This is a genomic window from Rheinheimera sp. (assembly GCF_965283995.1).
GTDB lineage: Bacteria > Pseudomonadota > Gammaproteobacteria > Enterobacterales > Alteromonadaceae > Pararheinheimera.
Window position 1 is genome coordinate 4,511,068 of the sequence record NZ_CBDIQG010000001.1, and the last position, 26,544, is coordinate 4,537,611.

The window sequence follows — 26,544 nt, forward strand, 5'->3', positions numbered from 1 at the left end:
TCCTTTCCCACGCATTGAATTGATTTGAGGTATTAGAAAATGGCTGCAAAAGACGTACGTTTTGGCGATGAAGCCCGTAACAAGATGCTCAAAGGCGTCAATATTTTAGCAAACGCTGTGCGCGTAACTCTGGGCCCGAAAGGTCGCAACGTAATTCTGGACAAATCTTTCGGCGCACCGCTGATCACCAAAGACGGTGTATCTGTAGCGAAAGAAATCGAGCTGGAAGACAAGTTCGAAAACATGGGCGCCCAGATGGTGAAAGAAGTTGCTTCTAAAGCCAACGACGAAGCCGGTGACGGTACCACCACTGCGACAGTTCTGGCGCAGAACATCATCAACGAAGGCGTTAAAGCTGTTGCAGCTGGCATGAATCCGATGGATTTGAAACGCGGTATCGACAAAGCGGTAATTGCTGCTGTTGCTGAGTTAAAAGCGCTGTCACAGCCTTGCACTGACTCTAAGGCAATCGCCCAAGTAGGTACTATCTCTGCCAACTCTGATGACGAAATCGGTCAAATCATCGCTAACGCGATGGACAAAGTCGGTAAAGAAGGCGTGATCACGGTCGAAGAAGGCCAAGGTCTGGCCAACGAGCTGGCTGTGGTTGAAGGTATGCAGTTTGACCGTGGTTACCTGTCACCATACTTCATCAACAATCCAGAAGCTGGCCAGGTTGAGCTGGATAACCCGTTCATCCTGACGGTTGACAAGAAAATCAGCAATATCCGTGAACTGCTGCCAGTTCTGGAAGGTGTTGCCAAGTCAGGTAAACCACTGCTGATCATCGCTGAAGATTTAGAAGGCGAGGCCTTAGCAACGCTGGTTGTCAACAACATGCGCGGTATCGTCAAAGTGTCAGCTGTCAAAGCGCCAGGCTTCGGTGATCGCCGTAAAGCCATGCTGCAAGACATCGCAGTGTTAACTGGTGGTGTGGTGATTTCAGAAGAAATCGGCCTGGAGCTGGAAAAAGCGACATTAGAAGATTTAGGTACAGCCAAGCGCGTAGTGATCACGAAAGATAACACCACAGTGATCGACGGTGCCGGCAGCCAGGATGCAATCAGCGCCCGCGTTAAACAAATTCGTCAGCAAGTGGAAGATGCGACTTCTGACTACGACAAAGAGAAACTGCAGGAACGTTTGGCTAAACTGGCCGGCGGTGTCGCAGTGATCAAAGTCGGCGCGTCGACTGAAATCGAAATGAAAGAGAAAAAAGCCCGCGTGGAAGACGCGCTGCACGCCACCCGTGCTGCCGTTGAAGAAGGCGTAGTACCTGGCGGCGGCGTGGCGCTGGTGCGTGTTGCCGGTAAGCTCAGTGAACTGCGTGGTATCAATGAAGATCAGAACCATGGTATCAAAATTGCGCTGCGCGCAATGGAAGCGCCACTGCGTCAAATCGTTGATAACGCCGGTGAAGAGCCATCAGTAGTCGTCAATAACGTGAAGAACGGTAGCGGCAACTACGGTTACAATGCTGCAACCGGTATCTACGGCGACATGCTGGAAATGGGTATTCTGGATCCGACCAAAGTGACGCGTTCTGCACTGCAGTTCGCTGCATCTGTGGGTTCTCTGATGATCACCACTGAAGCAATGGTTACTGAACTGCCGAAGAAAGATGCGCCGGCAATGCCTGATATGGGCGGCATGGGCGGTATGGGCGGCATGATGTGATAACAGAAGTCCTTGTGGTGTAAGCCACAGTGGCAACTGCCTTTATCTAAAACAAACCCGGCTTCTGCCGGGTTTGTTGTTTGTTAAACCTGTATCGTTGATCAGGTACTCTATTGTCGAGAAAAATGCAGCCTTGCTCAGATGTAACCCCAAATAAAAAAGCACCACAGTGAACTGTGGTGCTTTGCATCGTTAAAACGTGGGGGAAGGATTATTTACTACGACGACGCAGTAAAGCTAACGGTGCTAACAGCAGGGTGAACCAACCCAAGCTACCGCCGCTGCTTTTCTTCTCCGGAGTCACGACGACAGGAGCCGGCACGTCGTTGACTTTCACTGTCACTGTTGATTTTGTTGCAGCAGTTCCGTCAGATACTGACACTTCAAACACCAGATTTTCAGAACCAGATGCAATAGAAGGTGCAGTCACTGTCGCTGTCGCAGTTGTCGCATTGGCCAGAGTGGCTGCTGTACCGCTCAATTGTGTCCAGCTGTAGCTCAGCTTGTCTGCTGTATCACGGTCTGTCGCTGCCGCAGTTAATGTGAAAGTACCTGCTTCATTGACTTCTGCGACACTGGCTTTCGCTGACGACAGCAGTGGTGCGCGGTTATCACAAGCGACGGCATCTCCTGACACGACACTATGGAACACTGGCGCGGTGATATTTTTGAACTGCACATTGTCAATGTACCAGCCAGATTCATTTGAGTTTGAATCTGACACTGCGCGGAAACGGAACTTCACTTCGTTGCCATTCAGTGCAGCGCCGAAGTTAACAGTTTCTGTACGGCCAAAAGTGGTTGAACCCAGTTTTGCATCAAAATCCATGATGCCGGTGAAGGCTTTACGGCCTGGCAGCAATTCGTCCAGTTCAGCGGTATAGCCTTGGCTGCTGAAGTTGGCATATTGCACTGGCTGACCAGACGCGCTGCGAATCACTTTCGTTACATCAGTCCAAGCCGAACCATTGATGCTAATTTCTAAAACACCACCATCGTAGCCTTCTTCGAATTCAAAGTAGTGCCAGAAGCTCATCGTGAAATCACCAGCATAACCGACGGTAAATGCCTTGGTTTCATAAACGACATCAGAAGTAAAACCGTTGTTGGCAATTTGCATGTATTGACTGCCAACCGGATGACCTTTGCTGGCAAAGAAGCTGGCAAATTCTTGTTTTAATTGACGACTATCTTTCGCCAAATCGCCACCGTTCAGTACTTTTTCACTGAAATTTTTCAATGTGGCTAACGTTTCCATGTTGTCAGTACTTTGCATGTTCGCTGGTGCAACCGGGCTGAAACCTAAGTTGACACGCTCTGACAGACTGTATTCGCTGGTGACGACCGACTCGCTAAGCTCAGGGAAAGACAATTTCAGTTTCAGTACATCACCTGGTTTTGCGCCATCCAATTTCAGTGCAAGTGGTGCAGTTGTCACGGAAGACATCAGCTTCAGCTCAGGCAGAGTAATGACGCCACCATTTGCGAACGTCACCTGATGACCGCTGGTGACTTCTACTTTGGCCTTCACATCTTTCAGCACTGCCGAACCTTTGTTCGTCACTTTGAACTGAACAGTGGCAGTCTCGCCATTATCCAGTGTGTTGTTGTTGGTGCAGTAACCGGTCGTTGCATCGCTAAACGCTTTGTCGAGGCTGTGCGCCGTGACATTAAAAGTGCTCAGTTCAGTTTTGAACGATTCTACGACGCCGGTATGTTTCCCATCGTCACGTTTTGGCGCTACTGCGCCCAGACCCATACCACGGTCAGCAAAGGCTTTGAGGATCACTTTGTAATCTTCTGGATCGCGTGCATAGGCGGCAGCAAGGATCGCATCCCGTGCTTCGGTATAAGTTGGTCCAACAGGGGTCAGTTTGTAACCGTTGACCAGATAACCCATCATCCGATCTTTTGCTTTGTCATAGTCTTTGTGGTGATTAACCAGACTGACAAAGCTTTGCCACAGCATCTGAGCCCAGACAGAACCGGCAGAGTGCACCTGGGCATTGCCAGTGTCCGGATCTTGCGCCGTAAAGTACTGTGAGGTATCACCTAAAGCGATATGTTTAAAGGTACGAGGGTTGATCTCGAGGCTGTTACCGTTCGGGAATGAACGAATGCCGGAATAGAACGAATCGACATAACTGATGGCAGCATAAGCGCGTTGCAGTTTGTCATTGCCTGGCAGTTTCAGATCTGATGCGTCTGACACTGTCAGCAGGGCGTGGAAGTCACCCCAGCCTTCGCCCATAGCACGGCCTTGGTTGTTGTACAGGCCGTTACCGTTACCGACTAAGCGGTTACTGATGTAGTGACCCCATTCGTGCGATACGATGGCGTTATCCCACGAACTGTCTTTGTAAGGTTTGTTGTTAAACATTTTGATGTCGACAGCTTTGCCAGCTGCCAGCGCATCATAAATTGCTTTGCCTTCAGCCTGTGAGACACCAACGCTTGGGATAGTGATGGTTGCATCAGCACCGCCCATGCCTGGCAGGCCTGAGGCCGAGTTATTCACGATGACCACGCCAATTGCACCGGCTAATTGGGCATTTTTCACTTTGATGGTAAAAGTACAAGTGCCGCGATCGATGATCGCAATTTTGCCCGCGACATTCGCTGGCGTTGCTGCTTCCGTACAGCCATCACGGGTTGGTGCTGCAGTATCGGTGAATGCGATAGCTGATCCCTGCAGACTAAATTGGCCAGGACCAAAGCTTGCACCCTGCATCGCGGTCAGTGGCAGTGCCACGCCATCAGCGGTCATTGCCGTGATACCTAAATCTTTGCCGAACAAAGCATCTTTACTGGCCCACAGATACATTTGCATCCGTGGTGAGCCACCATCGGCAGGCGTTGACATGTTCGCGTTATCGAAGCCTGAGTTGTCCTGCACTTCAGCTCTGATTGGGTCACCTTCTACACCGCCGCGGCCATAGTTGACCAACTGGGCATTGCCTGATTTCTCGTCAAAACCATAGTCATAGAATTGATCGTGCAGGTAGTTGTTCATGTAAAACAGGTTAACAATGGCCGCTTTGCGGTTGTTCACTGAAGATTCTGGTTCACTGGTGCGGTACTTATAGTCGAATACCAGCGGACCTGTTGTTTCAGCGGCAAAGTCACCGGTACTAAAACCGTTTGGCGCGATGGCATCTACATAAGCAAAGACGTTGTTGCCTGACGTAATGGTTGCATCACTCTTCAGCCACAGATCTTTAGTTTTGATTGGACCATGGGCGATTTTAACCAGCGGTGCAGTCAGGTAGGCGGTGGCGTCAACCTGCTCAGCCGATTCTGCCGGCACGACGTTACCATGCGGACCGTCCCATGGGCGGCCATCTGCATTGGCATACACGCGGTATTCAAACTCACCAGCATGGGCTTTGAGGTTGTTTTTGAACAACACTTCACCGGTATCGCCGGCAATGACGTAAGCAAAATAATCGGAGTCGGTATCGTTATGGTTGGAGGTCTCAATTTCTACGTACTGAGCAGCAACCAGTTTGCCTTTTTTCTCAAAGAAAACCGGTTTGACCCGCGGCGTCCCCAGAACTTTTTTATCTGCATCATTGTTGTTGACGCTGAAAATAGCATAGCCGTCAGTATTTTCAGTTTCGCTCAGTGACAACTGATCACCATTGCCACCTGATGCAGAGAAAGCATGTCTGACAGCCTCATCGGCATAAGCAAATTTCGGATTGGCCGCTAATGTGGTTTTCGCCAGACTGACAGCCGCCAGACGCCCAGAACCTGCGACCAGATTAAATTCAGCATCCATCAGGATGTTGTATTCTTTGTTAAAAACTTCAATCCCCATAAACTGCTGACGGAATTTTGCCGTTTTGACGCCGTCATCGGACTGATACGAATGCGCCAGCACCGGCTTTAATTGCGCCAGCTCGCCTTTGGCTGCCGCGCCTGTCAGAGCATTCAGATAATGGGTAGCCGCGAATTCCAGTTGGTGCTCAGCAGCGACCGCAGTCAGGTTTGGTTTTTGTAAACCTGTTGGTGCCCAGCTAAAAGTAGCCTCACCGGTTTGGGCATCGTACTGGTTGCGCATACCAGAGACTGTAGGCGTTTCTTGTACAACCTGGACTGCTTGTCCTTGCTCAGTAGCATAATGCTGTAACGTATCTGCGAATACGGATGCAGCTGGCAGCGCAACTGCCGTGCTGACAAAGATTGCGATTGCTGAACGTTTAAAGTTACTCATTCATGTTCCTTTGTATTTTTTGTTAAAATTTGTAGGTATAGCCATGCGGAGTTATAACTCTGTCGTGAATGTTTTGGCAATTGAAGTTTTATAACTGATAATCGGAAGTCAGTTGAATGCTGCAGTTTTAACCAGCAGTGTGGGGGAACGTCGGTATGAGATGGCCTAAATTATTGTTATTCATTTGTCTATCCTGTGCTTGCCTCAGGATCCCAATAACCGCAGCCCAGCCTGCAACAGCCAAATCCTTGTCAGCCCCCTTGTCAAATAGCAGCAAACTGGCAGCCTTTGTTTACATCAATGGCACAAAATACCGCTTGTTGCAGCGCTATCCGGATTATTGGGTGCTCTACGACATGCAGCTATCTCAAACAGTCCATCTATTAAATCAGCTAGTTGTCACGGGCGAGCCTGCCACGGCGTTTTTGCGTAAGTACGTAAAAGACAATAAGAAAGTGACTGTCAGTGAAATTGCGGCAGCAACCTATCTGTTAACAGGAAGCGTCGCTGCACTGATGCAGGCCGAGCAGCAGCTGAAAACAGTTCATGGCATACCGTTGGAGTGGCAAATTCGTTACTTGCCGCTCAAGTCGGCGGCAGAGCGCTAGTCTCGATGTCAGAATCATGTAAAGCTGGATTACACAACACCACAGCTTCTGACATTTCAGCACTGCAGTTCGGATCAAATGGCGATATAGTGTGCAGAGTCGCTGTGGCAATGTTGTGAGTTCATCGTCATAGTACCGGTAAAGCAATTTCAGGAGTTTAGCAATGCGAACCTTAGTCTTTTTAATGCTTGGCATATTCATGAGCGCAAATGCAGCAGCCAGTCAGCAAGAACCGACAATCAAGGTCAACTGGCAACATCCGGAAAAATATAGCGACATCCGTCCATCTTCCGGTACAAAAAAATCTTATCAAAAACGCGTGATCGCAGCCTTTGACAAAATTTGGGCTGATTTCGCTGAAAAATTACCTGCCGGACATACATTGCAAGTCACAGTAAAAGATCTGGATCTGGCTGGTGACGTCAATCCGATGTATCGGATTGACCATAGCGATATTCGGGTGATTAAAGAAATCTATTTTCCGCGGATGACCTTTGATTATCAGTTACTCGACAGCACAGGCCAGGTTGTTGCGGCTGAACAGGATGTTAAAGTGAAAGATATGGGGTTTATGAACTCGTCGCCGATAGGCCTCGGCAACACCGAGTTTATCTACGAAAAACAAATGCTGAAAAATTGGTTCCAAAAGCACCTGACACCAAAGTTCAGCAAACCATAAAACATCGGTCGATACCTTGAACTGTTCAACGAAATAACGCTGCCCCGAATAATCGACTGCAGCGTTTTTTATTGGATTATGTCTTGGTGGTGAAAATAGTTTTTATAGCATGTTCGCTATTTTCTGGTAGATGGCGACAGCTTCGTCGCGGGTTAACATACCGCTGCTGGCAGCTTTACCGATAGTGCTGCTGACGCGGACACTATCGTTAGATGGATTTGCAGATGGTGTTTCCGGCAGTGCACTCAGTTGGTTTTTTTGCTGCGAATCCACAACATTATTGATCACTTGCTGCCGTTGTACTGATGTATCTGTTTTTGGCTGTTCAGTGCTGCTTTGACTTCGCGCCGCAACTCGCAAGGCGTCTTGCGATAACACGCTGGTGGTTGTCATCATATGCACCTCCACAGACTTGCCAACTCATCGAATCACCACAGCCATCAGGCAGTATAGATTACCTCACCAATGCTGCACGGAATTCTGCCAGCGTCTTGTGTAAGTGCTGTAACTGCTTGACTACATTTTCCAGAGTGGCGGTATTAAATTGCTGAGTTTGCCGGATCGCTGAGATTTGTTCTGCGGTTTCTGACAGGTACGGCATGAATCTGTTGCTTTCGATCTGGAATAATCCGGCCGGGAATATTTGCTGATATTTACCATGTCCCTGTTGCTGCAGGTCGTCCAGTGTCGCATCCGCATCCAACGCTTTACGGTAAAGTTCTTTTAAATTCTGGTCAAGTTGCTGAAGTAGTTGTTCCATCGCGTGGTCTCATCAATAAAAACCGAATTATGCCACAGAGACAGCCGGACTTGCAGTGGCAGTCTTTTTTGCTGTACCCATTCAAATGCAGCCGGATTTGTTATATCATCTCAATCCTTGTACGCCTGGGGGGCTTTATGTTCGACAATATTCGCCACACTTTAGATAAAGTAGGGATCGCCGTCACATCTTTGTGCGCTATCCACTGCATTATGCTGCCGGTATTGTTGCCTGTATTACCTTTACTCGGCCTGACGTCAGTGCACAACCATGCTTTTGAGCGGATCATTCTGCTTATAACGATGGTGCTGGGATTCATCACGCTGTTCGCCGGTTTTCATCGCTATCATCGCAAACTCTATCCGTTTTATTCGTTATTTCTTGGCGGGTTTATTTACTGGCAAAAAGACTTGCTGGGTCATGAATACGAACATTTTGTGCTGATAGTAGGCGCTGCTTTTGTGGTCCTGGCGCACATTCTCAATATCCGTTTATGCAATCAATGCCATAGTTGCGAGACGCACTAATTTAGTTGCGAGACTCACTAATTTAGCTGTGACCATCTAGCCACTGCAGCGCCTCTTTTGGGTAGTTACAAAACACCCCATCGACGTCAATATCGCGCAGAGCCAGCAGTTCCCGTCGTTGGTTTACGGTATACACGTACAATTTTAACTTTGCCTGATGTGCCGCCTGCACCAGCGCTGCATCGACAAAACCCCGATCACAATTCAGTGCGACCGCGCCAAGCCGCGTCGCGACTGAAACACCATCTGCCGGATAATGGCCGATTAACACTGCAAGCCGAAGGCTTGGATCCAGCGATTTGAGCTGATACAGCAGCGGATGGTGGAAGGAGGACAACAAAATAGTGTCCAGACGCAAACCCAACTGCTGCTGCGCTTGTTGTAATAACGCGGCCACGGGGGCCGCAGTATCATGGCCTTTAAGCTCGATGTTGATTTCCAGCCTGTTGGCGCATAGCTGTAATACCTGCCAAAGCGTTGGAATTGATTGACCATTGCCTGCGTCCAGCTGCTTCAGTGCTGCCGGGCTGAAATCTTCCAGATAGCCTTTGCCGTTGGTGGTTCGATCGACCTGACGATCATGTATGACCACCAGCTCACCGGCATGTAAAAACACATCCAGCTCAATACCGTCACAGCCAGAGTTAAGCGCTGCGGTAAATGCCAGCAACGTATTTTCCGGATAATGTCCACTTGCACCGCGGTGCGCGAAGATTTTCATCAGCAAGCCTCTGGCTGACGGTGTATCAATCAGTCAAGTTTAGTCGCAAACGCTGTGCCCATTCGCGTCACGGCTCCCGGGAAATTCGTCGGCAGCAACTCGACAGCATCTCTGGCAAAAGTCAGTACTACAGTAGAACCCAGTTTAAAGCGGCCCATCTCGGCGCCTTTCTCCAGCCGGATTGCGTTTGGTCCTTCCGCTGGATATTGCCAGCGGAAAACTTCGCTGCCCGTCGGTGGTGTGACAGTGCCGGCCCAGACCGTTTCAATGCTGGCAACAATGGTTGCACCGACTAAAACCAGCGCCATCGGGCCCGCTTCGGTGTCAAAAATCGTCACTACGCGTTCATTGCGGGCAAAGAGGCCTGGCACATTGGCTGCGGTCAGTGGATTGACCGAAAACAACTCGCCCGGCACGTAAATCATCTCACGTAAGGTGCCTGCGATTGGCATATGAATACGGTGATAGTCTTTTGGTGCCAGATAGATACAGGCAAAAGTCCCGTCGGTGAATTCAGCTGCGGTCGCATCATCACCGCCCAGTAGAGCTTTGACGGTGTAAAAATGGCCTTTCGCCTGCAGCAATTGGTCACCGGCAATAGCGCCAGCCTGACTGATCGCGCCATCAACCGGATGTGCCAGAGTTTGTTCGTCCTGTACCACAGGACGCATGCCATCTTTTAGCGGCCGGGTAAAAAACTCATTAAAACTGGCGTAATCGCTGGCGTTTTCATAGCGTGCTTCCGCCATATTAATGCCATAAGCGCGGATAAACAGTTTCATCAGTGCATGACTGATAAATCCCAGCCGGGCTGCGGCCAGATAACCGACCAGCCGAGAAATCAAATGCTTGGGCAGAATGTATTGCAGAGTAATTTTAAGCTGGTCCATCGGGGAAATAACCTCGTGAATTTAAAGATAAGAAGGCTTGTCCTGCGCCATACTGAGCAGGATTTTATGATAGTTGTCAAAACGTTCCACAGCGATATCGCCGGTGTCAACCGCATGATGCAGCGCGCAGCCCGGATCGTTACCATGGGTGCAATCGCGGAATTTGCAGCGGCCAAGCCAAGGACGGAATTCGCGGTAACCCCAGCTGACTTCTTCATCGGACAGGTGCCATAAGGCAAACTCCCGGATGCCGGGCGAATCAATTAACTGGCCACCTTGTGTTAAATGATAAAGCCGTGCCACTGTGGTGGTGTGCTGGCCAAGGCCTGACACATCAGACACTTCCTGAGTCACAACCCCCATTTCTGGCAGCAGGTTGTTTAATAAAGAAGATTTACCAACACCAGACTGGCCAACAAAAATGCTGGTGCCCTGGCTCAGATAGTGATCGAGCTGAGCCATGCCTTCACCGCTTTTGGCGCTGAGCAGCAAGGTTTCATAACCAATTTTCCGGTAAATCTCGAGTTGTTGTTCAACCGCGGTGCGTTGCTGCTCATTGAGCAAATCAATTTTGTTCAGCAATAACAATGGTTTGATTTGCATGGTTTCGGCCGCAACCAGATAACGGTCAATGATATTCAGCGACAATGCCGGTAGAACGGCAGAGACGATAATCAATAAATCGATATTCGCGGCAACGGGTTTTAAACCGTCGTAGAAGTCGGGCCGGCTTAACACTGAACTGCGCTCCTGCACCGCTTCGACCACACCGTCGATAGTGCCCTGGGATTGCAGCGCGCGGCGAAACACGACAGCGTCACCACAAACCAGTGACCCGATGGTGCGTCGCAAATTACACCGGGTAATAGTGCCGTCCTTTGCTTCTATGTCAGCATGCTGGCCAAAACGGCTGATCACAATCCCCGGTTCTGCCTCACTAAAAGCAGCCTGTTCAATCTGTTGATCGGCTTTGGCCGCTTTTTGTGCCAGGCGGTCCAGCCGTTTTTGCTGGTTGCCGGCGATGCGGTCGTTTTGGCGTTGTGTCAGGTGTTTCTTTTTAGTCACGCTTAATCTGTCTGTTGCAAAGGAAGTCACGGCGACGGGCGCGGCGTTTTCCAGATGGCACGGGGCGTAGTATCATACTAGCATTCAGCAAACTAACAAAGTACAAGCGCAAGGGGCGGCAAATGGCAGTGAATGACAACAATCTGGTGTGGATCGATCTGGAAATGACCGGGTTAGAACCGGACACCGACGTGATCCTGGAAATGGCGACTATTGTCACGGACAGCAATCTGAATATTCTGGCGGAAGGTCCGACTTTTGCGATTAAAACGTCGGGCGATATCCTCGACAACATGAGTGCCTGGTGTGTCGAACAGCATGGCAAAAGTGGCCTGACTCAACGCTGCCGCGACAGCGAAACCGATCTGGACAGCGCTGTTGAGCAAACGATTGCCTTTTTATCGCAGTATGTTTCTGCCGGCAAATCGCCGATGTGCGGCAACAGTATCGGTCAGGACCGGCGTTTTCTGGTGAAGTACGCGCCGAAACTGGAAACGTTTTTCCATTACCGTAATCTGGATGTCAGTACGGTAAAAGAACTGGCGAAGCGTTGGAATCCGGCAGTGACCAAACTGGTGAATAAATCATCAAGCCATCTGGCGCTGGATGACATTCGCGACTCAATTGCTGAATTAGTCACCTATCAGCAGCACTTTTTCCGTTTGCCTGCATAAAAGGCTTGCAAACTCAGAGTGATTTTGTAAAATGCGCCGCGCTTGCTTCACAAAGTTCGTTTGAACTGAAGCAGCGCTGCTGAAGATTTTATGCGGGCATAGCTCAGTTGGTAGAGCGCTACCTTGCCAAGGTCGAGGTCACGAGTTCGAGTCTCGTTGCCCGCTCCAAAATCTTCAGCCTGGATGCGGGCATAGCTCAGTTGGTAGAGCGCTACCTTGCCAAGGTCGAGGTCACGAGTTCGAGTCTCGTTGCCCGCTCCAAATTTAAAAAGTTGTTCGGTTCAGAGAGCGGGCATAGCTCAGTTGGTAGAGCGCTACCTTGCCAAGGTCGAGGTCACGAGTTCGAGTCTCGTTGCCCGCTCCAGTCGAAATCCCTCTTCGTTTCCATTATTTAATCAAGCATCATTCCATAAACAACCTTGCGTTTCATCGTCGCTATTGTTCATTTCCTGTTTCCTGTTTATGCCAATTTGCATCCATAGCAAGACCTCGCATACTTGAACTCTATGGCGCGGGCTGTTAGCGTAGCGCCAAATTTTTCAGGTATGACCAGTATGCAAAATCAGAATAAACTCAGTCGTCTTGTGCAGAAAGTAAATTCAGCGCCGGCTTTTTGCCGCAGTTGGCTGTTGTCGCTGTTGTTCGGTCGCACTATTAAGTTTGCCGGGACTGCGGGTGTGCAAGTGGAACAGCTTGACTGGCATAAATCGCGGTTAAAACTCCCCAACCGCAAAAAAGTACAGAATCATATTGGCTCGGTTCATGCCGCCGCCACCGCTTTATTAGGCGAATCTGCCAGCGGTTTTTTACTGGGCATGCATGTGCCGGATGACAAAATTCCGTTATTAAAATCAATGCAAATCCAGTATTTAAAGCGATCTACCGGAGCTTTGACCGCGCAGGCGCAGCTGGACGAAGACCAGATCAGTCAGATCCGCACTGCCGACAAAGGTGAAGTGGTGATTCGGGTTTTAATCAAAGACCAGCTGGGTGTCGAGCCCGTCGAAGCACTGTTTACCTGGGCATGGATCCCGAAAGTTCGCAAATAACCAATTGTTGCGAGAACTGGCAGGCCAGTCTGATCCCTGTTAGATTTGGCAACAGGACAGGCGACAGGAATGGCAAGTGACAACAACAGAGCTCAAAGCAGGCAGCAGGCTCCCCGGTACCCGTCAAGATTTACATTTGTCGTGGCTGGTGCGACACCCTAAGCGTGTTGCTGTGTCTTTGGCGTTGTTATTGGTGTTGCTGCTTGGCGCATTAGTGTGGCAACAGCAGCAAAAAAATATTGAAGTCGAACGCTATCAGCTGTTACAGCAAATCAGTCACCACGCGGCGGCCGTAGAAGCTGCAGTGCGCACTGCGGTGGTAGTCAGTGAATCGCTGCGCACCGAAATCGTATTAAACCCCGCTCAGTCGCTGTCCGAGCTTGATGCCCGTATCCGCTTGTTATTAGATGATTATCCTCTTTTTCGCCACATTGCTGTGGCGCCGGATCTGGTGATCCGTTATGTCTATCCCCTGACTGGCAATGAAGCCGCGCTGGGTATCAATTACCGCTTGGTACCGGAACAATATGCTGCGGTTGAAAAAGCGGTCGCCGCCGGAGGGCCTTTGCTAGCAGGGCCGGTGCAACTGGTGCAGGGCGGTAGCGGCCTGGTGCTGCGGGTGCCGGTATTTCTGGCGGATAAACAGTTATGGGGGATCATCGCGGCGGTGATCCCACTGGAACGTTTGCTGCAGCAAACCCAACTGGAAAAACTACAGCCTGATTATTACCTGGGTTTGTCTGGTCGCGATGGCGACATGCACAACCCGGAACTGTTTTGGGGCGATCAGGTCCTGCAGGGATTGCCGTCCGTATACGCTAATATTCGATTACCCAATGGCCACTGGCGCTTACATGCGTTTCCAAAACAACATATGCCGCTGCTGGCCGGGTTGCCCACATTATTTCTACCCGCCGGTATCTTAGTGATTTTTTTACTGAGTACGGGCCTATATGTGTTGCTGCGTTTGTCACAAGAACGGCAGCAAGCGCTACAAACTGTGGCATGGCAGGCTAGTTTTGATCCGCTGACCGGTTTGGCGAATCGCTCTGTGTTGTTAGGCCAGCTTGAATTGATGCTCAAACACGCCAAAGCGCAGCGTACGCAATTAGCGGTACTCAGTCTGGATTTGGATGAATTTAAGCAGGTTAATGAAAGCCTTGGTCACCCGGTTGGTGACCAGTTACTGCAATTAGTTGCGGACAGGTTATTAGAGCAATTGCACGGCCCAGAGCTGGTGGCGCGTTCCGGCGGAGATGAGTTTGTGCTGGTCTTGCCGACGTCAAGCCAGAGCGAAGCGCTCGAGAATTTCTGCCAGACGCTATTAAAATCGTTTCAAGCACCCTTTATGGTGCGCAATACACCATTGTCGATCTCAACCAGTATCGGCGTAGCGATTTACCCCAGTGACGGTTTGCTGGCGATTGATTTGTTAAAACATGCGGATCGCGCCATGTATGCGGCTAAACATCTGGGCCGCAATACTTTTCATTTCTATGACGCAGGCATGCAAAAAGAAGCCGATCATTTTGTCCACCTGCACCATGAAATACTCAAAGGCATCGAACAGCGTCAGTTTTTTCTGGTGTACCAACCAATTTTTGATGTCGCTGCCCGACGCTTCAGTAAAGGTGAAGCCTTGGTGCGCTGGCAACATCCGGAGCGCGGCCTGATTTCGCCTTTTGACTTTATTCCGGTCGCGGAACGCACCGGTGCCATCCGGCCGCTTGGTCAGTGGATTTTACAGCAGGCCATTGCTGATATGCAGCTATTTCAACAGCTTGGGCTTGATTTGCAGATTTCAGTCAATCGCAGTAGCCAAGAGTTTAATCAAAGCAAAGTCGCCGATGAATGGCTGGCACAGCTTTGTAGCGCTGGTTTGCTGCCGGAACAATTGATTCTGGAGATCACCGAATCGGTGTTTATGGATACGGTGTCGGTACAACAATCTAATGTGCTGAGTCTGCACCAGCAAGGCGTGAAGCTGGCCATCGATGATTTTGGTACCGGCTATTCGGCACTGAATTACTTAAGCCGCTATCCGGTTGATTTTATTAAGATTGATAAGAGTTTTATCAATCATATAGCCGAGCAGGATAAAGCCTGTGCCTTGGTTGCCGTGTTGATTAATATGGCAAAAGTGCTGGATGTGCAGGTCGTGGCGGAAGGGGTGGAAACCCGTGAGCAGTTTGATTTATTACTGCAACTCGGCTGCGATTACATTCAGGGTTATTACTGTGCGCGGCCACTGGCAACAGCTGATTTTGTGTCTTTGGTACAACAACCACAGGCTTTTATATGACCGAGCAGCCGTGTGTCCGTAATTGTTGCCTGGATCCTGCGGATGTTTGTCTGGGCTGTGGCCGATCATTGCCGGAGATCACCGGCTGGCGCGAGGTCAATGAGCAGGAAAAACAGCAAATATTGCAGCGGGCGCAGCAGCGTTTACAACAGATGGCGGACAGCCAGCTCAGGCGTCGCGCGGCAAACCGACCTGAATAATCCGTATCAGGCGTTGTTGCGCCCGGCTGAGCACCTGCGTAGCCTTTTGTTGTTGCTGTAACACCGCCCAGTCGACATGCCGCTGGACCAGCGCGTCGCCGCGATAATCCTGCAGTGCCTGCAGAATTTGTGGCGAGTGCGGTGCATTGCCAAGCGCCACTGCCAGATTGCGTTGCCAGCGCTGAAAGCCAATCCGGCGAATGGCCGAGCCTTCGGTCAGTCGCAGGAATTCGGCTTCGCTCCAGCCGAATAAGTGCAGCAATGACTGGTCCCGCCATTGTGGCCGGCGTTGGAAGTCTGCTTCCTGCGTCAGTGGGGCAGTGCGGTTCACCGGGCACACCAGCTGACAATCGTCACAGCCATAGATCCGATTGCCGAGCAACGGCCGCAATTCTTCGGGAATATCATCCTTTAATTCGATAGTCAGGTAACTGATACAGCGTCGTGCATCGACCACAAAAGGCGCCACGATAGCGCCAGTCGGGCAACTGGTGATACAGGCAACACAGTTACCGCAGTCTTTTTCGATTGGCTGGTCAATCGGCAGTGGAATGTTCACCAGAAGTTCGCCGAGGAAAAACCAGGAACCGGCCTCTTCACTGAGTAACAGGCTATGTTTGCCAACCCAGCCGAGACCGGCTTTGGCGGCCAGCGGGCGTTCCAGTACCGGTGCCGAATCAACAAAAGGCCGGAAACCTAAATCGCTGACTCTGACTGCAATTCGCTCGCCAAGCTGTTTCAGCCGTTGTCGCAGTACTTTATGATAATCGCGGCCCAGCGCATAACGGCTGATGTAGCCGAGATTTGGATCGGCCAGATTGGTGGCAAAACCTGCCTGCGCCGGCAGATAGTCCATCCGCACCGAAATGACCCGTAGCGTGCCGGGCTGCAATTCCTGCGGCCGTGCCCGCATCATGCCATGTGACGCCATATAATCCATCTCGCCATGGAAACCGGCATCCAGCCATTGTTGCAGCCTGGGTTCTTCGTTTTGCAGGTCAGTATCGGTAATGCCGCAGGCGCTGAAGCCCAATTGCCGGGCCCAGTCTTTGATTTCTGCCGCCAGTGCGGACCAGTCGGTGCTGATGGTGTTGGTCATATCAGAGAATAAAACGTCGTGTATCGCCAGATATTACCACACAGTCCGGTGCGCAGCGCGGTAGTGCTGACGCGTTGATTTTGGTAGCATTAGCATTGTGTTGATGTTTTACAGGCCAAACCGCCCATGTCCGGACTTACCCTTCAGATAAATCTCAGTGATGAAATTGCCACGAAGACCCTGGCAAGTAAGCTGGCACAAAGCTGTCGGCACGGTGCGGTGATTTATTTGCATGGTGATCTGGGAGCGGGTAAAACCACCTTCAGCCGATATTTGTTGCAGGCGCTGGGTCATCAGGGCAACGTCAAAAGCCCGACTTATACCCTGGTAGAAACCTATCAGCTGGATACTTTGGCAGTGTTTCATTTTGACCTGTACCGGCTGCATGATCCGGAAGAACTCGAGTTTATGGGGATCCGCGATTATTTTGCCCCTGAACATTTATGTGTGGTGGAATGGCCCGAGCGTGGCCAGCCTTTATTGCCGGTGCCTGATCTGGACCTGCAACTGAAAATAACCAGCGCTTCGGCCCGTCAGTTGCAAATCAACGCACTGACGGCGCGTGGCGCAGCGATGTTGGAACTGATTGTCTGATATGAATTTTTTCCGGATGTTTGGATTAGGCTTGTGCCTGACGCTCTGCAGTTTTGTCGTTTTGGCGGCAAATAAAATCGACAGCGTACGGATTTGGCCGTCACCGGACAGTACGCGTGTGGTGTTTGATGTCGAGCAAAAACCTGTGTTCCGCTTGCTGGCCAAACAAGGCTCGTTAGTGACGCTGGAAATTGACGGCGTCAGTGAGCCGAAACTTGGCAAAATGTCCGGCGCGTCGGAACTAGTGAAGTCGATCCGGGTGCAAAAAGTTGCAGGCAAAACTTCCATCCGCGTGTTGCTGGATTTAAGCCGGGAATCCACAGAAAAAGCTTTTGCATTGCCGCCTTCAGACCGATATGGCCACCGGCTGGTGCTTGATCTGACTGATGTTCAGGCGGAAAAAGCCTTTGTCGCGCCACCGCAGCCCAGACGCACTGCGGGCAGCAGTGGTCGTGACATTATTATTGCCATTGATGCCGGTCACGGTGGCCATGATCCAGGTGCAGTTGGGCCTAAAGGCACCTACGAGAAACACATCACGATGGCTGTCGCGGAAAAACTGGCCGCGTTACTGAACAAAGAACCCGGATTCAAAGCGGTGCAGACCCGTACCGGCGATTATTATATTTATCCCAGTAAAAGACCTGATGTCGCACGCAGCAAACAAGCTGATTTGCTGATATCCATTCACGCCGACGCGGCAGAAAACCGCAAAGCCAGTGGCGCATCGGTCTGGGTATTGTCATTAAAACGCGCCACGACGGAAGTTGGCCGGATGATGGAACAGACCGAGCAACATTCTGAATTGCTCGGTGGTGTGGCCGAAGTGATAAAAGATTCTGCCAACGAGCGTTATTTGGCGCAGACGGTGCTGGATTTGTCGATGAATCATTCCATGACGACCGGTTTTGAAGTGGCAGCCTCGGTATTACGGGAGCTGGATAGTGTCACTAAGTTGCACAAAAAACAGCCACAGGCGGCCAGTCTTGGCGTGTTAAAAGCACCGGATATTCCGTCGATTCTGGTAGAAACCGGTTATATCTCCAATCACAATGAAGAGCAAAAGCTGAAAACTGCCTCGCACCAGCAGAAGCTGGCCAATGCGATGTTTCGCGCGCTGAAAAAACATTTTCAGCAATCGCCGCCGGCTGACAGTGCGCTCGCGCAGTGGCGGGGCAAAAGTAATCTGCAGATGCCGGCTGAATCGGCCGCAGCAAGGAATAGCAGCGCCAGTGCCAGCTTGCCAGCATCGTCCAGCCCGACTGTATCGGGCCCGCGCAGCAACACGGCAACAGTCGCCGGTCCTGCACTGCCGGCTCGAAGCGAAGGCAGCGCAAGGCTGGTAACGCACAAAGTCAAATCCGGCGAGTCCTTGTCGATGCTGGCACGCAAATACGGTGTGCCGATGTCGCGGCTGCGCCAGATCAATCAACTGAAGTCTGACAATATCCGCATCGGTCAGACCCTGCTGGTGCCACAGTCATGACCATCCGGCTGCTACCCCCGCAACTGGCAAACCAGATCGCTGCCGGTGAAGTGGTAGAACGGCCGGCGTCGGTGATTAAAGAGCTGGTAGAGAACAGTCTCGATGCCGGAGCTACCGATATTCACATCGATGTCGAGAAAGGTGGCAGCAAGTTATTGCGTGTGCGGGACAATGGCCAGGGCATTGCCAAAGATCAATTGACGCTGGCCCTCAGTCGTCACGCCACTTCCAAAATTCACGATTTTGCCGATCTGTCGCATATTGTCAGCCTCGGATTTCGCGGTGAAGCGCTGGCCAGTATCAGTTCAGTCTCACGACTGACTCTCACATCAAGACCGGCCAGTCAGGACACCGCCTGGCAAGCGATGGCGGAAGGCCGTGATATGGCGGTACAAATCAAGCCGGCGGCGCATCCGGTTGGCACCAGTATTGAAGTGCTGGACTTGTTTTTTAATACACCGGCCCGCCGGCGTTTCCTGAAATCCGATAAAACCGAATTCAGTCATATTGAAGAGTTAGTGAAACGGCTGGCGCTCAGTCGTGACGATGTCAGCTGGACGCTTACACACAATGGTCAGCTGGTGCGGCAACTCAAAGCGGTGACCGACGACGCCGGGCGACAACGACGCATTCAGCAGTTATGTGGCCGCAGCTTCGCGCAGGCGGCCTGTTATGTAGAAAGTCAGTATGAGCACATGCAGCTCAGTGGCTGGATCCTGCCGGCTGCAGCCTGTAGCGCACAATTGCAATGCCAATACAGCTACGTCAATGGCCGCATGATGCGTGACAAATTGCTCAATCACGCCATCCGCCAGGCATACGCCGAGATGCTCGCACCGGAAGCACTACCAGCTTTTGTGTTGTATCTGCAAATTGACCCGGAGCAGGTCGACGTCAACGTGCATCCGGCCAAACACGAAGTACGGTTTCATCAAGCGCGACTGGTGCATGATTTTGTGTTTAGTGCGTTGAGCCAGATGCTGACGCAAACGGCGCAAAGTGATTTATTGCTGGCTGAGCAGTTGAATCAAAGCCAGGTTGTGCAGCAAAGCCAGCCATTGTCACCAGCGCTGCAAAGAGTGGCGCCAAGCAGTCACGATGTTGAAAATAGTAATACCAGGAGCTTTGGCGCGCCCTCTGCCCGCAGTTATGCGGGATTGGCGTCGGTGCGCAATCAGATCCCAGCCAGCAGTGACTGGACCGCATTAGTGCAGGAGCAACGGGTCACTCCACCAATCGCGCCTGCTGTGGTTGCTCCTGTCAACACGCCGTCTGGCAGCCTGATGGTCAGCAACACAGAGCTATTGGTGATGCAGCAAGATCAGCTGTGGTTACTGGATGTTCCGGCCAGTGTGGCGCCGCTGTTGGCCACAAAAAATATGGCATCAGCGGCGTTGCTATTGCCGGAGCGGTTGCGGCTGGAACTGGCAGAAGTCAACTTGTTAACCGCGAGCGCAGGCTTGCTCTGTCAAATGGGATTTGATCTGGTGCTGAGCAATCAGGTCCTGATCATCCGCGCTGTGCCGCAACTACTGCAGGGCACGCCGTTAAGTCATGTATTGCCATTGTGGTGGGCGGGTTGGCCCGCGCAAACAAAGCTGACGCTTATGTGGCAACAACTGCTGCAATTGTTGTTAAGTAAGCAGTTGTTGTCACTTCACTTGCTGTTGCAGACCGAAGTGGATTTATTGCAACAACCGGAACATTGGTACGCCGTGCCGGTGGATTTAACCGGAACACGTCGACAACTACAGGAGAAAATCCAATGACTGCGCCGGTCGTATTTTTGATGGGGCCGACTGCCTCCGGTAAAACCGCGCTGGCGCTGGCACTGGCCGAACAGCAGCCGGTAGAGATTATCAGCGTTGATAGTGCGCTGATTTACCGGGGCATGGACATTGGCACCGCGAAACCGAACGCGGCGGAGCTGGCAGCAGTGCCGCATCACCTGATTGATATTCTCGATCCGGCGCAGGCTTATTCGGCGGCAGATTTTCGCACAGATGCATTGCGACTTATTGCTGATATACAACAACGCGGTGCACTGCCATTATTGGTTGGTGGCACGATGTTGTATTTCAAAGCGTTACTGGAAGGCATCTCGCCATTGCCGGAAGCTTGTCCGGAAATCCGTGCTCAGATTGAAGCTGAAGCAGCTGAGCATGGCTGGGCCGCGCTGCACCGGCAGTTGGCACAGGTGGACCCGGTTTCAGCCGAGCGAATTCATCCAAATGACCCGCAGCGGATCAATCGCGCTTTGGAAGTTTATCGTCTGACCGGACGCAGTCTGACTGAATTGACGGCAGAAAAAGGTGAACCTTTTCCATATCCGGTCTGTCAATTTGCTATCGCGCCGACCGAGCGCGCCGAACTGCACCGGCGCATTGCACAACGGTTTGAACAGATGCTGGCACAAGGTTTTGAGCAGGAAGTGCGACTTTTAAAACAACGTACTGATCTGCATCCTGATTTGCCATCTATACGTTGTGTGGGCTATCGGCAGATGTGGGACTATCTGGACGGGCTAGTGCCTTATGACGAGATGGTGTATCGTGGTGTTGCCGCAACGAGACAACTGGCAAAACGCCAGCTGACATGGCTTCGCAGTTGGCAGAATTTAAGCTGGTTAAATGCTGATTTAACCCAGCAAGAAAACTTGCAAGCTGTTTTAACTTCGCTACGCTAAATTAGTGAAGAAAAAAAGCGTTATTTAACGACTTGAAAATAATATAATAATCCATATATCAAGAATCAGAACAAAGAAAAAGGAAAGCGGCAAATGGCAAAGGGCCAATCTTTACAAGACCCATTTTTAAACACTTTACGGCGGGAACGTATTCCTGTGTCCATTTACCTTGTAAATGGGATTAAGCTGAAAGGCCAGATTGAGTCATTTGACCAGTTTGTCATTCTGCTGAAGAACACCGTAAGCCAGATGGTCTATAAGCATGCGATTTCAACCGTAGTCCCGGCACGTGCGGTAAACACTATGACCACGCACGGCAGTGGCTCTGGTGACGACGAGCTGGAAGAGTAATCAGGACTATATTGCTTGTTTGACCTTCATCAGCCGGCTGAACAAGCGATCCTTGTCCATATCACCTTTCCGCAGGAACATGCGCGGGAAGATCTTGATGAACTGCGGATGCTGGTTTCGTCCGCAGGCGTGCACGCTGCTACAGTTGTAACAGGCCCGCGTCAGACCATAGACGCACGCTTGTTTGTTGGCAGCGGTAAAGCCCAAGAAATTGCGGCTGCAGTTCAGCAGTATTCTGCAGACGTGATTATCTTTAACCACAGCTTGTCTCCCGCACAGACCCGCAATCTTGAACGGCTTTGCCAATGCAAAGTCATCGATCGCACCACCTTGATCCTCGATATTTTTGCTCAGCGTGCCCGCAGTTTCGAAGGGAAACTTCAGGTAGAGCTGGCGCAGTTAAAACATCTTGCGTCCCGTTTAATCCGCGGTTTTGATAATGAGCGGCAAAAAGGCGGTATTGGCTTGCGTGGACCAGGTGAGACCGCACTGGAAACTGATCGGCGCTTGTTACGGGACCGTATCAGTGCACTGATGCAGCGTCTTGATAAGGTCAGTCGTCAGCGTGAAACTGGCCGCAAAGCGCGGCAACGTGCTGAGGTGCCTGTCGTGTCGCTGGTAGGCTACACCAACGCCGGCAAGTCGACATTGTTTAACAAGCTGACACAGGCTGATGTTTATGCCGCAGATCAGCTGTTTGCGACTTTGGATCCTACACTGCGTCAAGTGCGTTTTCCGGATTTTGGTGCATTGATTTTTGCGGACACCGTTGGTTTTATCCGTCATCTGCCCCATGATCTGGTGGCGGCATTTAAATCGACGTTGCAGGAAACCCGTGAAGCGGATTTACAGCTGCATGTGATTGATGTGTCCGACCCCAGGCTGGACGACAATATTGCTCAGGTCCAGCATGTGTTGCATGAAATCGAAGCCGATGATTTGCCGCAGCTGAGGGTTTACAACAAAATTGACCGGACAGAGCAAGAACCGCGCATTGAATATGATGAATATGGTGTACCACAGGCCGTATATATTTCGGCACAAAATGGCGTGGGGCTGGATTTGCTTTCCCGTGCTATCGTGGCCAGATTATCAGACCGATATCTGTCTATGCAGTTACGACTGTCACCTGATGCATTGAACTGGCGGGCGAAGTTGCATGAAGCAGGCTGCGTGCGGCAGGAGTTATTTGATGAAGACGGCAACTGTTTGCTGCACATCCAGTTGTCGCTGGCGTTATGGGAAAGGCTGAACAAACAAAGTCAGGCTCTGTTACAAAGCTGTGTCCTGACGACTTAAGATTTTGATATAGTAACTTTTAACCTTCTGAAGCAACACGGAGTAACGTATGGCTTGGAACGAGCCGGGTAATAACGGCAAGAATAATGATCCCTGGAATCAGGGAGGGCGCAATCAGGGCCCACCAGATATGGACGAAGTATTCCGGAATCTGAGCAAAAAGCTTGGTGGTATCTTCGGCGGTGGCGGTTCCGGTGGTGCCAGCAGTGCTGGTGGCGGCGGTAGCTCAGCAATAATCACGCTAGTCTTGGTTCTGGCGTTGTTAGGCTGGCTGGCCAGCGGTATCTACACGATCAAAGAATCTGAACGCGGAGTGGTGTTACGCCTTGGCCAATATCATGGTGAGGTGAATCCAGGCATTAACTGGAAGCCAACTTTCATCGACCGGGTGTTACCAGTTGATGTGTCGAGCGTTGAGACACTGAAAACTGATGGCTTTATGCTGACACAGGATCAGAACTTAGTCCGCGTGACGTTTGAAGTTCAATACCGAATCGAAGATGCGCGGGCATACAAGTTTGCAGTCGTTGATCCGGATAGCAGTCTGCTACAGGCGACGGATGCAGCGCTGCGTTATGTTGTTGGTCATTCCATCATGGACGACGTGCTGACGAAAGGCCGTGAGTTGATTCGCCAAAATACCCGCGTCGAGCTGGAAAACATCATCAAGCCATACAATCTCGGTTTGCAGATTGTTGATGTCAACTTCCGTGATGCGCGACCGCCGGAAGAAGTGAAAGCTGCTTTTGACGATGCAATTGCCGCACAGGAAGACGAACAACGTTTCATTCGTGAAGCTGAGGCTTATGCCCGTGAAATCGAACCCAGAGCCAGTGGCCAGGTTTATCGGATGGAGCAGGAAGCCAAAGCTTATAAGCAACAAACCTTGTTAAAAGCACAGGGTGAAGTGGCCCGGTTCCAGAAATTACTGCCTGAATATCTGGCAGCACCAGAAGTGACCCGCAAACGTCTCTATATCGAAACAATGGAACAAGTGTACGCCAACACGTCTAAAGTGCTGGTCGATGTGAAAAACGGCAATAACATGATGTATATCCCATTGGATAAAATGATTAATCAATCTAACTCTGGTGCAGTAACGCAGCCACAGTCTGCTGAGCCACGGTTGCAGTTACCTGAAAATCGGCCTGTGGATGCTCGCACGTCGACGCCACGGTCTGATAGCGGTCGGACAGGGAGAGGTTAAGACATGAAAAATTTCCTGTTAGGCCTTATTGCTGTAGGTGTGTTTGTCACAACGTCTTCTGTGTTTGTGATTCAGGAAGGTGAACGCGGTATTGTGTTCCAATTCAGTAAAATTCAGCGGACCACTGACGGTGCTATCCAGGTGTTCGAGCCAGGTATGCATTTTAAGTTACCGCTGGTTGAGACTGTGCGTAAGCTCGATGCTAAAGTGCAAACACTGGACGATCCAGCGGACCGCTTTGTGACCTCAGAGAAAAAAGACTTGTTGGTCGATAGCTACGTGAAGTGGAAGATTAAAGACTTCGGTAAGTACTATTTAGCAACCGGCGGTCGGACTGAACGTGCTGAAAACTTGTTAAAGCAGTATATTAACAACGGTCTGCGTACTGAATTTGGTACCCGTACTATTCAGCAAATTGTTTCTGGCGAGCGTTCTGAACTGATGGTCAACGCGATGGCGCAGGCTTCTAAAGGTTCTGATGAGCTTGGTATTGAGATCGTTGACGTGCGGGTGAAGAAAATTAACCTGCCAGATGAGATCAGCAACAACATCTTCCAGCGGATGCGTGCTGAACGAACTGCAGTGGCCAAAGAACACCGGGCACGCGGCATGGAAAAAGCCGAAGTACTGCGTTCTGATGTGGATGCTAAAGTCACCATTATGGTGGCAGATGCTGAGCGTAACGCCCGCACCACCAAAGGTGAAGGTGATGCCGAAGCTGCGAAGACATATGCCGATGCTTACAGTAAAAACGCCGATTTCTTCAGCTTCGTCCGAAGCATGGAAGCTTACCGCAACAGCTTCCAGAATAAATCAGACGTGATGATTATCCAGCCGGATAACGAGTTCTTTAAGCATATGCAGTCAATGTCAGGCAACTGAGTTGATTGCCGGAAAAGGCCCGCTTGCGGGCCTTTTTTTTAACGTTGGATAGCGTCAATCTGTCTTGCTGTAAGTAGCGCTGTTCCCGTGATTTTGCTCTGCCGGAGTGATGAATGAATTACAAAAAATACTATCAGCGCTTTCTCGCCGCCCACCCAAATACTCAGCATTATGCCTGTCATTCGCACCATTATTGGCCTGACGTCACGCGAGACGCCATGTTGCAGTATTGGGATGATACCGCCGCATTGGTCGATGATAAGTGGGACATGATGTTTGACCAGAAAGTCCCGCGGGTACAACAGCTCATCGCCGATGTATTGAACATCAAACAGCCACAGCAGTTGGTGTTTGCACCCAATACACATGAGCTGTTGTTTCGGTTGCTCAGCTGCTTTGACTGGTCTGCCGGGTTTAAAGTATTGACGACAGACAGCGAATTTCATTCGTTTTCCCGTCAGATAAACCGGTTGATGGAAGACCCTCGGGTGCAGGTCGTGAAAGTGCCGACTGAGCCTTATGCCACTTTTCCTCAGCGTTTCGTCGATGCGGCCACAGCACTGCAACCGGATTTGGTATTTTTCAGTCAGGTATTTTTTAACTCAGGCGTCGTCGTTACTGACCTGACTGGTTTGGTGACACAGCTAGAGCATCAGTGTCAGGCGACAATCGCGATTGACGGCTATCACGGCTTTATGGCATTGCCGACCGATCTACGTGCATTGGAAGGCCGAGTTTTTTATCTGGCCGGAGCCTATAAATATGCGCAAGGCGGCGAAGGTTGTTGTTTTATGCTGGTGCCACCAGGCAATGCCTTCAGGCCAGTGTATACCGGCTGGTTTGCTGAGTTTGGCGCCCTGGCAGGCGTGAAAAGCCAGCAAGTTGGATATGCTGCAGACGGCTATCAATTTGCCGGCGCCACGATGGATCTGACGGCGCTATACCGCTTGCAGGCCGTGCTGGAGTTATTTGCCGCAGATGGTCTGACGGTCAGTGCCATTCATCAACATGTACAGCTACTGCAGCAAACTTTTTTGCAGGCGCTGGATGCGTTGCAGCACCCTTGGTTAAACCGGGCGCATTTATTGGCTGAAGATTTAGCTGTGCATGGTCATTTCTTCACATTTCGCGGACCTGATGCCGGCGCAGTGGCTGAATTATCGGCCTTGTTAAAGCAAAACCAGATCGAAACCGATTATCGGGGCGACCGTTTGCGCTTTGGTTTTGCGCTTTATCATCAGGTGGAAGATATTAACTTAGGCTGCCTGACCCAGGTTCAGTCATGACCACCGACTGGATTTGGCCGGCGCTGGCGTTATTGCTGATCGTTGAAGGTATCGGGCCGTTATTGTTTCCAAACCGCTGGCAGGCCTATTTACGCAAGCTGTCAGCAGAGCCGGTGCAAAATCTGCGTCAGCTCGGTCTGGTGCTGGTTTTTGCCGGTATTTGCTGGTTATGGTGGCTGTTGGCGCCGTAGAAATCCAGACGTCTTCATTTTAATTCCAAGTGAAATCAACCAGCTGAAATATAAGCTGGTTTTTTTTTGCCCTTGCGGCTGAACTTTGACTTTGA

At 50.8% G+C, this 26,544-nt stretch carries 25 protein-coding genes and 3 tRNA genes; 21 read left to right on the forward strand and 7 right to left on the reverse strand.

The window, feature by feature from the left end; translation table 11 throughout:
* The first annotated feature begins 39 nt into the window (after window positions 1-39).
* A complete protein-coding gene (gene groL, locus ACQ66Q_RS19795) occupies window positions 40-1,677 on the forward strand; it encodes a chaperonin GroEL (protein ID WP_377240915.1) in 1,638 nt (545 codons plus the stop codon).
* Between the two features lie 211 nt (window positions 1,678-1,888).
* Here the strand turns inward: groL and ACQ66Q_RS19800 are convergent, their stop codons facing one another.
* Window positions 1,889-5,893, reverse strand: a complete 4,005-nt coding sequence (locus ACQ66Q_RS19800) for a rhombosortase-dependent M36 family metallopeptidase (RefSeq protein ID WP_430458361.1) — start codon at window positions 5,891-5,893, stop codon at window positions 1,889-1,891.
* A 344-nt stretch (window positions 5,894-6,237) separates the two neighbouring features.
* Here ACQ66Q_RS19800 and ACQ66Q_RS19805 point away from each other — a divergent pair, with 344 nt between their 5' ends.
* Complete coding sequence (locus ACQ66Q_RS19805) at window positions 6,238-6,501, forward strand: hypothetical protein (protein WP_430458362.1); 264 nt, start codon at window positions 6,238-6,240, stop codon at window positions 6,499-6,501.
* Window positions 6,502-6,664: 163 nt separating this feature from the next.
* A complete protein-coding gene (locus ACQ66Q_RS19810) occupies window positions 6,665-7,180 on the forward strand; it encodes a DUF3016 domain-containing protein (protein ID WP_430458363.1) in 516 nt (171 codons plus the stop codon).
* A 102-nt stretch (window positions 7,181-7,282) separates the two neighbouring features.
* Here ACQ66Q_RS19810 and ACQ66Q_RS19815 read toward each other — a convergent pair whose 3' ends face one another.
* Together ACQ66Q_RS19815 and priC are read right to left on the reverse strand one after the other, a co-directional pair.
* Window positions 7,283-7,576 (reverse strand): hypothetical protein, encoded by a 294-nt coding sequence (locus ACQ66Q_RS19815; RefSeq protein ID WP_430458364.1) that lies wholly within the window; start codon window positions 7,574-7,576, stop codon window positions 7,283-7,285.
* A 58-nt stretch (window positions 7,577-7,634) separates the two neighbouring features.
* Complete coding sequence (priC, locus tag ACQ66Q_RS19820) at window positions 7,635-7,940, reverse strand: primosomal replication protein PriC (RefSeq protein ID WP_430458365.1); 306 nt, start codon at window positions 7,938-7,940, stop codon at window positions 7,635-7,637.
* 137 nt (window positions 7,941-8,077) lie between these two features.
* Here priC and ACQ66Q_RS19825 point away from each other — a divergent pair, with 137 nt between their 5' ends.
* Window positions 8,078-8,467, forward strand: coding sequence for a MerC domain-containing protein (locus ACQ66Q_RS19825; RefSeq protein ID WP_208933334.1), 390 nt, complete (start codon window positions 8,078-8,080; stop codon window positions 8,465-8,467).
* 22 nt (window positions 8,468-8,489) lie between these two features.
* Here ACQ66Q_RS19825 and ACQ66Q_RS19830 read toward each other — a convergent pair whose 3' ends face one another.
* Genes ACQ66Q_RS19830 through rsgA form a run of 3 tightly spaced genes read right to left on the reverse strand, consistent with a single transcriptional unit; the run spans window position 8,490 to window position 11,143 of the window.
* On the reverse strand, window positions 8,490-9,188 hold the full coding sequence (locus ACQ66Q_RS19830; protein ID WP_430458366.1) for a glycerophosphodiester phosphodiesterase: 699 nt from the start codon (window positions 9,186-9,188) through the stop codon (window positions 8,490-8,492).
* Between the two features lie 29 nt (window positions 9,189-9,217).
* Entirely contained in the window at window positions 9,218-10,078 is an 861-nt protein-coding gene (asd, locus tag ACQ66Q_RS19835; protein WP_430458367.1) for an archaetidylserine decarboxylase, read from the reverse strand.
* Window positions 10,079-10,099: 21 nt separating this feature from the next.
* On the reverse strand, window positions 10,100-11,143 hold the full coding sequence (gene rsgA / locus ACQ66Q_RS19840) for a small ribosomal subunit biogenesis GTPase RsgA (protein ID WP_430458368.1): 1,044 nt from the start codon (window positions 11,141-11,143) through the stop codon (window positions 10,100-10,102).
* 122 nt (window positions 11,144-11,265) lie between these two features.
* Here rsgA and orn point away from each other — a divergent pair, with 122 nt between their 5' ends.
* From orn to ACQ66Q_RS19875, 7 genes are all read left to right on the forward strand, one after another.
* Entirely contained in the window at window positions 11,266-11,817 is a 552-nt protein-coding gene (gene orn / locus ACQ66Q_RS19845) for an oligoribonuclease (protein ID WP_430458369.1), read from the forward strand.
* A gap of 92 nt (window positions 11,818-11,909) precedes the next feature.
* Window positions 11,910-11,985: transfer RNA gene (locus tag ACQ66Q_RS19850), tRNA-Gly, on the forward strand.
* A gap of 17 nt (window positions 11,986-12,002) precedes the next feature.
* Window positions 12,003-12,078: transfer RNA gene (locus tag ACQ66Q_RS19855), tRNA-Gly, on the forward strand.
* A gap of 27 nt (window positions 12,079-12,105) precedes the next feature.
* Window positions 12,106-12,181: transfer RNA gene (locus ACQ66Q_RS19860), tRNA-Gly, on the forward strand.
* A gap of 190 nt (window positions 12,182-12,371) precedes the next feature.
* Complete coding sequence (locus ACQ66Q_RS19865) at window positions 12,372-12,866, forward strand: DUF4442 domain-containing protein (protein WP_430458370.1); 495 nt, start codon at window positions 12,372-12,374, stop codon at window positions 12,864-12,866.
* Window positions 12,867-12,942: 76 nt separating this feature from the next.
* Window positions 12,943-15,168, forward strand: coding sequence for a putative bifunctional diguanylate cyclase/phosphodiesterase (locus tag ACQ66Q_RS19870; RefSeq protein WP_430458371.1), 2,226 nt, complete (start codon window positions 12,943-12,945; stop codon window positions 15,166-15,168).
* Window positions 15,165-15,368 (forward strand): DUF1289 domain-containing protein, encoded by a 204-nt coding sequence (locus tag ACQ66Q_RS19875; protein WP_430458372.1) that lies wholly within the window; start codon window positions 15,165-15,167, stop codon window positions 15,366-15,368. Before ACQ66Q_RS19870 ends, ACQ66Q_RS19875 begins: the two co-directional genes overlap by 4 nt.
* On the opposite strand, the gene queG is transcribed toward ACQ66Q_RS19875, so the two are convergent.
* Window positions 15,337-16,467, reverse strand: coding sequence for a tRNA epoxyqueuosine(34) reductase QueG (queG, locus tag ACQ66Q_RS19880; RefSeq protein WP_430458373.1), 1,131 nt, complete (start codon window positions 16,465-16,467; stop codon window positions 15,337-15,339). The genes ACQ66Q_RS19875 and queG overlap by 32 nt on opposite strands.
* A 126-nt stretch (window positions 16,468-16,593) precedes the next feature.
* Between queG and tsaE the strand changes: the two genes are divergently transcribed.
* The 10 genes from tsaE to ACQ66Q_RS19930 all read left to right on the forward strand — a co-directional run bounded on the left by tsaE (window position 16,594) and on the right by ACQ66Q_RS19930 (window position 26,449).
* A complete protein-coding gene (tsaE, locus tag ACQ66Q_RS19885) occupies window positions 16,594-17,061 on the forward strand; it encodes a tRNA (adenosine(37)-N6)-threonylcarbamoyltransferase complex ATPase subunit type 1 TsaE (protein WP_430458374.1) in 468 nt (155 codons plus the stop codon).
* A gap of 1 nt (window position 17,062) precedes the next feature.
* Window positions 17,063-18,547 carry an N-acetylmuramoyl-L-alanine amidase gene (locus ACQ66Q_RS19890; protein WP_430458375.1) on the forward strand — a complete coding sequence of 495 codons (1,485 nt, stop codon included), beginning with the start codon at window positions 17,063-17,065 and terminating at the stop codon, window positions 18,545-18,547.
* Window positions 18,544-20,316: a DNA mismatch repair endonuclease MutL gene (mutL, locus tag ACQ66Q_RS19895; protein WP_430458376.1), complete on the forward strand. Its 1,773-nt coding sequence runs from the start codon at window positions 18,544-18,546 to the stop codon at window positions 20,314-20,316. Before ACQ66Q_RS19890 ends, mutL begins: the two co-directional genes overlap by 4 nt.
* Complete coding sequence (gene miaA, locus ACQ66Q_RS19900; protein WP_430458377.1) at window positions 20,313-21,233, forward strand: tRNA (adenosine(37)-N6)-dimethylallyltransferase MiaA; 921 nt, start codon at window positions 20,313-20,315, stop codon at window positions 21,231-21,233. Before mutL ends, miaA begins: the two co-directional genes overlap by 4 nt.
* A 93-nt stretch (window positions 21,234-21,326) precedes the next feature.
* Window positions 21,327-21,584, forward strand: a complete 258-nt coding sequence (gene hfq, locus ACQ66Q_RS19905; RefSeq protein ID WP_430458378.1) for an RNA chaperone Hfq — start codon at window positions 21,327-21,329, stop codon at window positions 21,582-21,584.
* Window positions 21,585-21,599: 15 nt separating this feature from the next.
* A complete protein-coding gene (gene hflX / locus ACQ66Q_RS19910) occupies window positions 21,600-22,883 on the forward strand; it encodes a ribosome rescue GTPase HflX (protein ID WP_430458379.1) in 1,284 nt (427 codons plus the stop codon).
* Between the two features lie 49 nt (window positions 22,884-22,932).
* Complete coding sequence (hflK, locus tag ACQ66Q_RS19915) at window positions 22,933-24,090, forward strand: FtsH protease activity modulator HflK (RefSeq protein ID WP_430458380.1); 1,158 nt, start codon at window positions 22,933-22,935, stop codon at window positions 24,088-24,090.
* Window positions 24,091-24,093: 3 nt separating this feature from the next.
* Window positions 24,094-24,972, forward strand: a complete 879-nt coding sequence (hflC, locus tag ACQ66Q_RS19920; RefSeq protein ID WP_430458381.1) for a protease modulator HflC — start codon at window positions 24,094-24,096, stop codon at window positions 24,970-24,972.
* 113 nt (window positions 24,973-25,085) lie between these two features.
* The gene (locus ACQ66Q_RS19925) at window positions 25,086-26,258 is read left to right on the forward strand and encodes an aminotransferase class V-fold PLP-dependent enzyme (protein ID WP_430458382.1); all 1,173 of its coding nucleotides are present in this window, start codon (window positions 25,086-25,088) and stop codon (window positions 26,256-26,258) included.
* A complete protein-coding gene (locus tag ACQ66Q_RS19930; protein ID WP_430458383.1) occupies window positions 26,255-26,449 on the forward strand; it encodes a DUF2065 domain-containing protein in 195 nt (64 codons plus the stop codon). The genes ACQ66Q_RS19925 and ACQ66Q_RS19930 overlap by 4 nt, the downstream gene beginning before the upstream one ends.
* Window positions 26,450-26,544 lie beyond the last annotated feature (95 nt).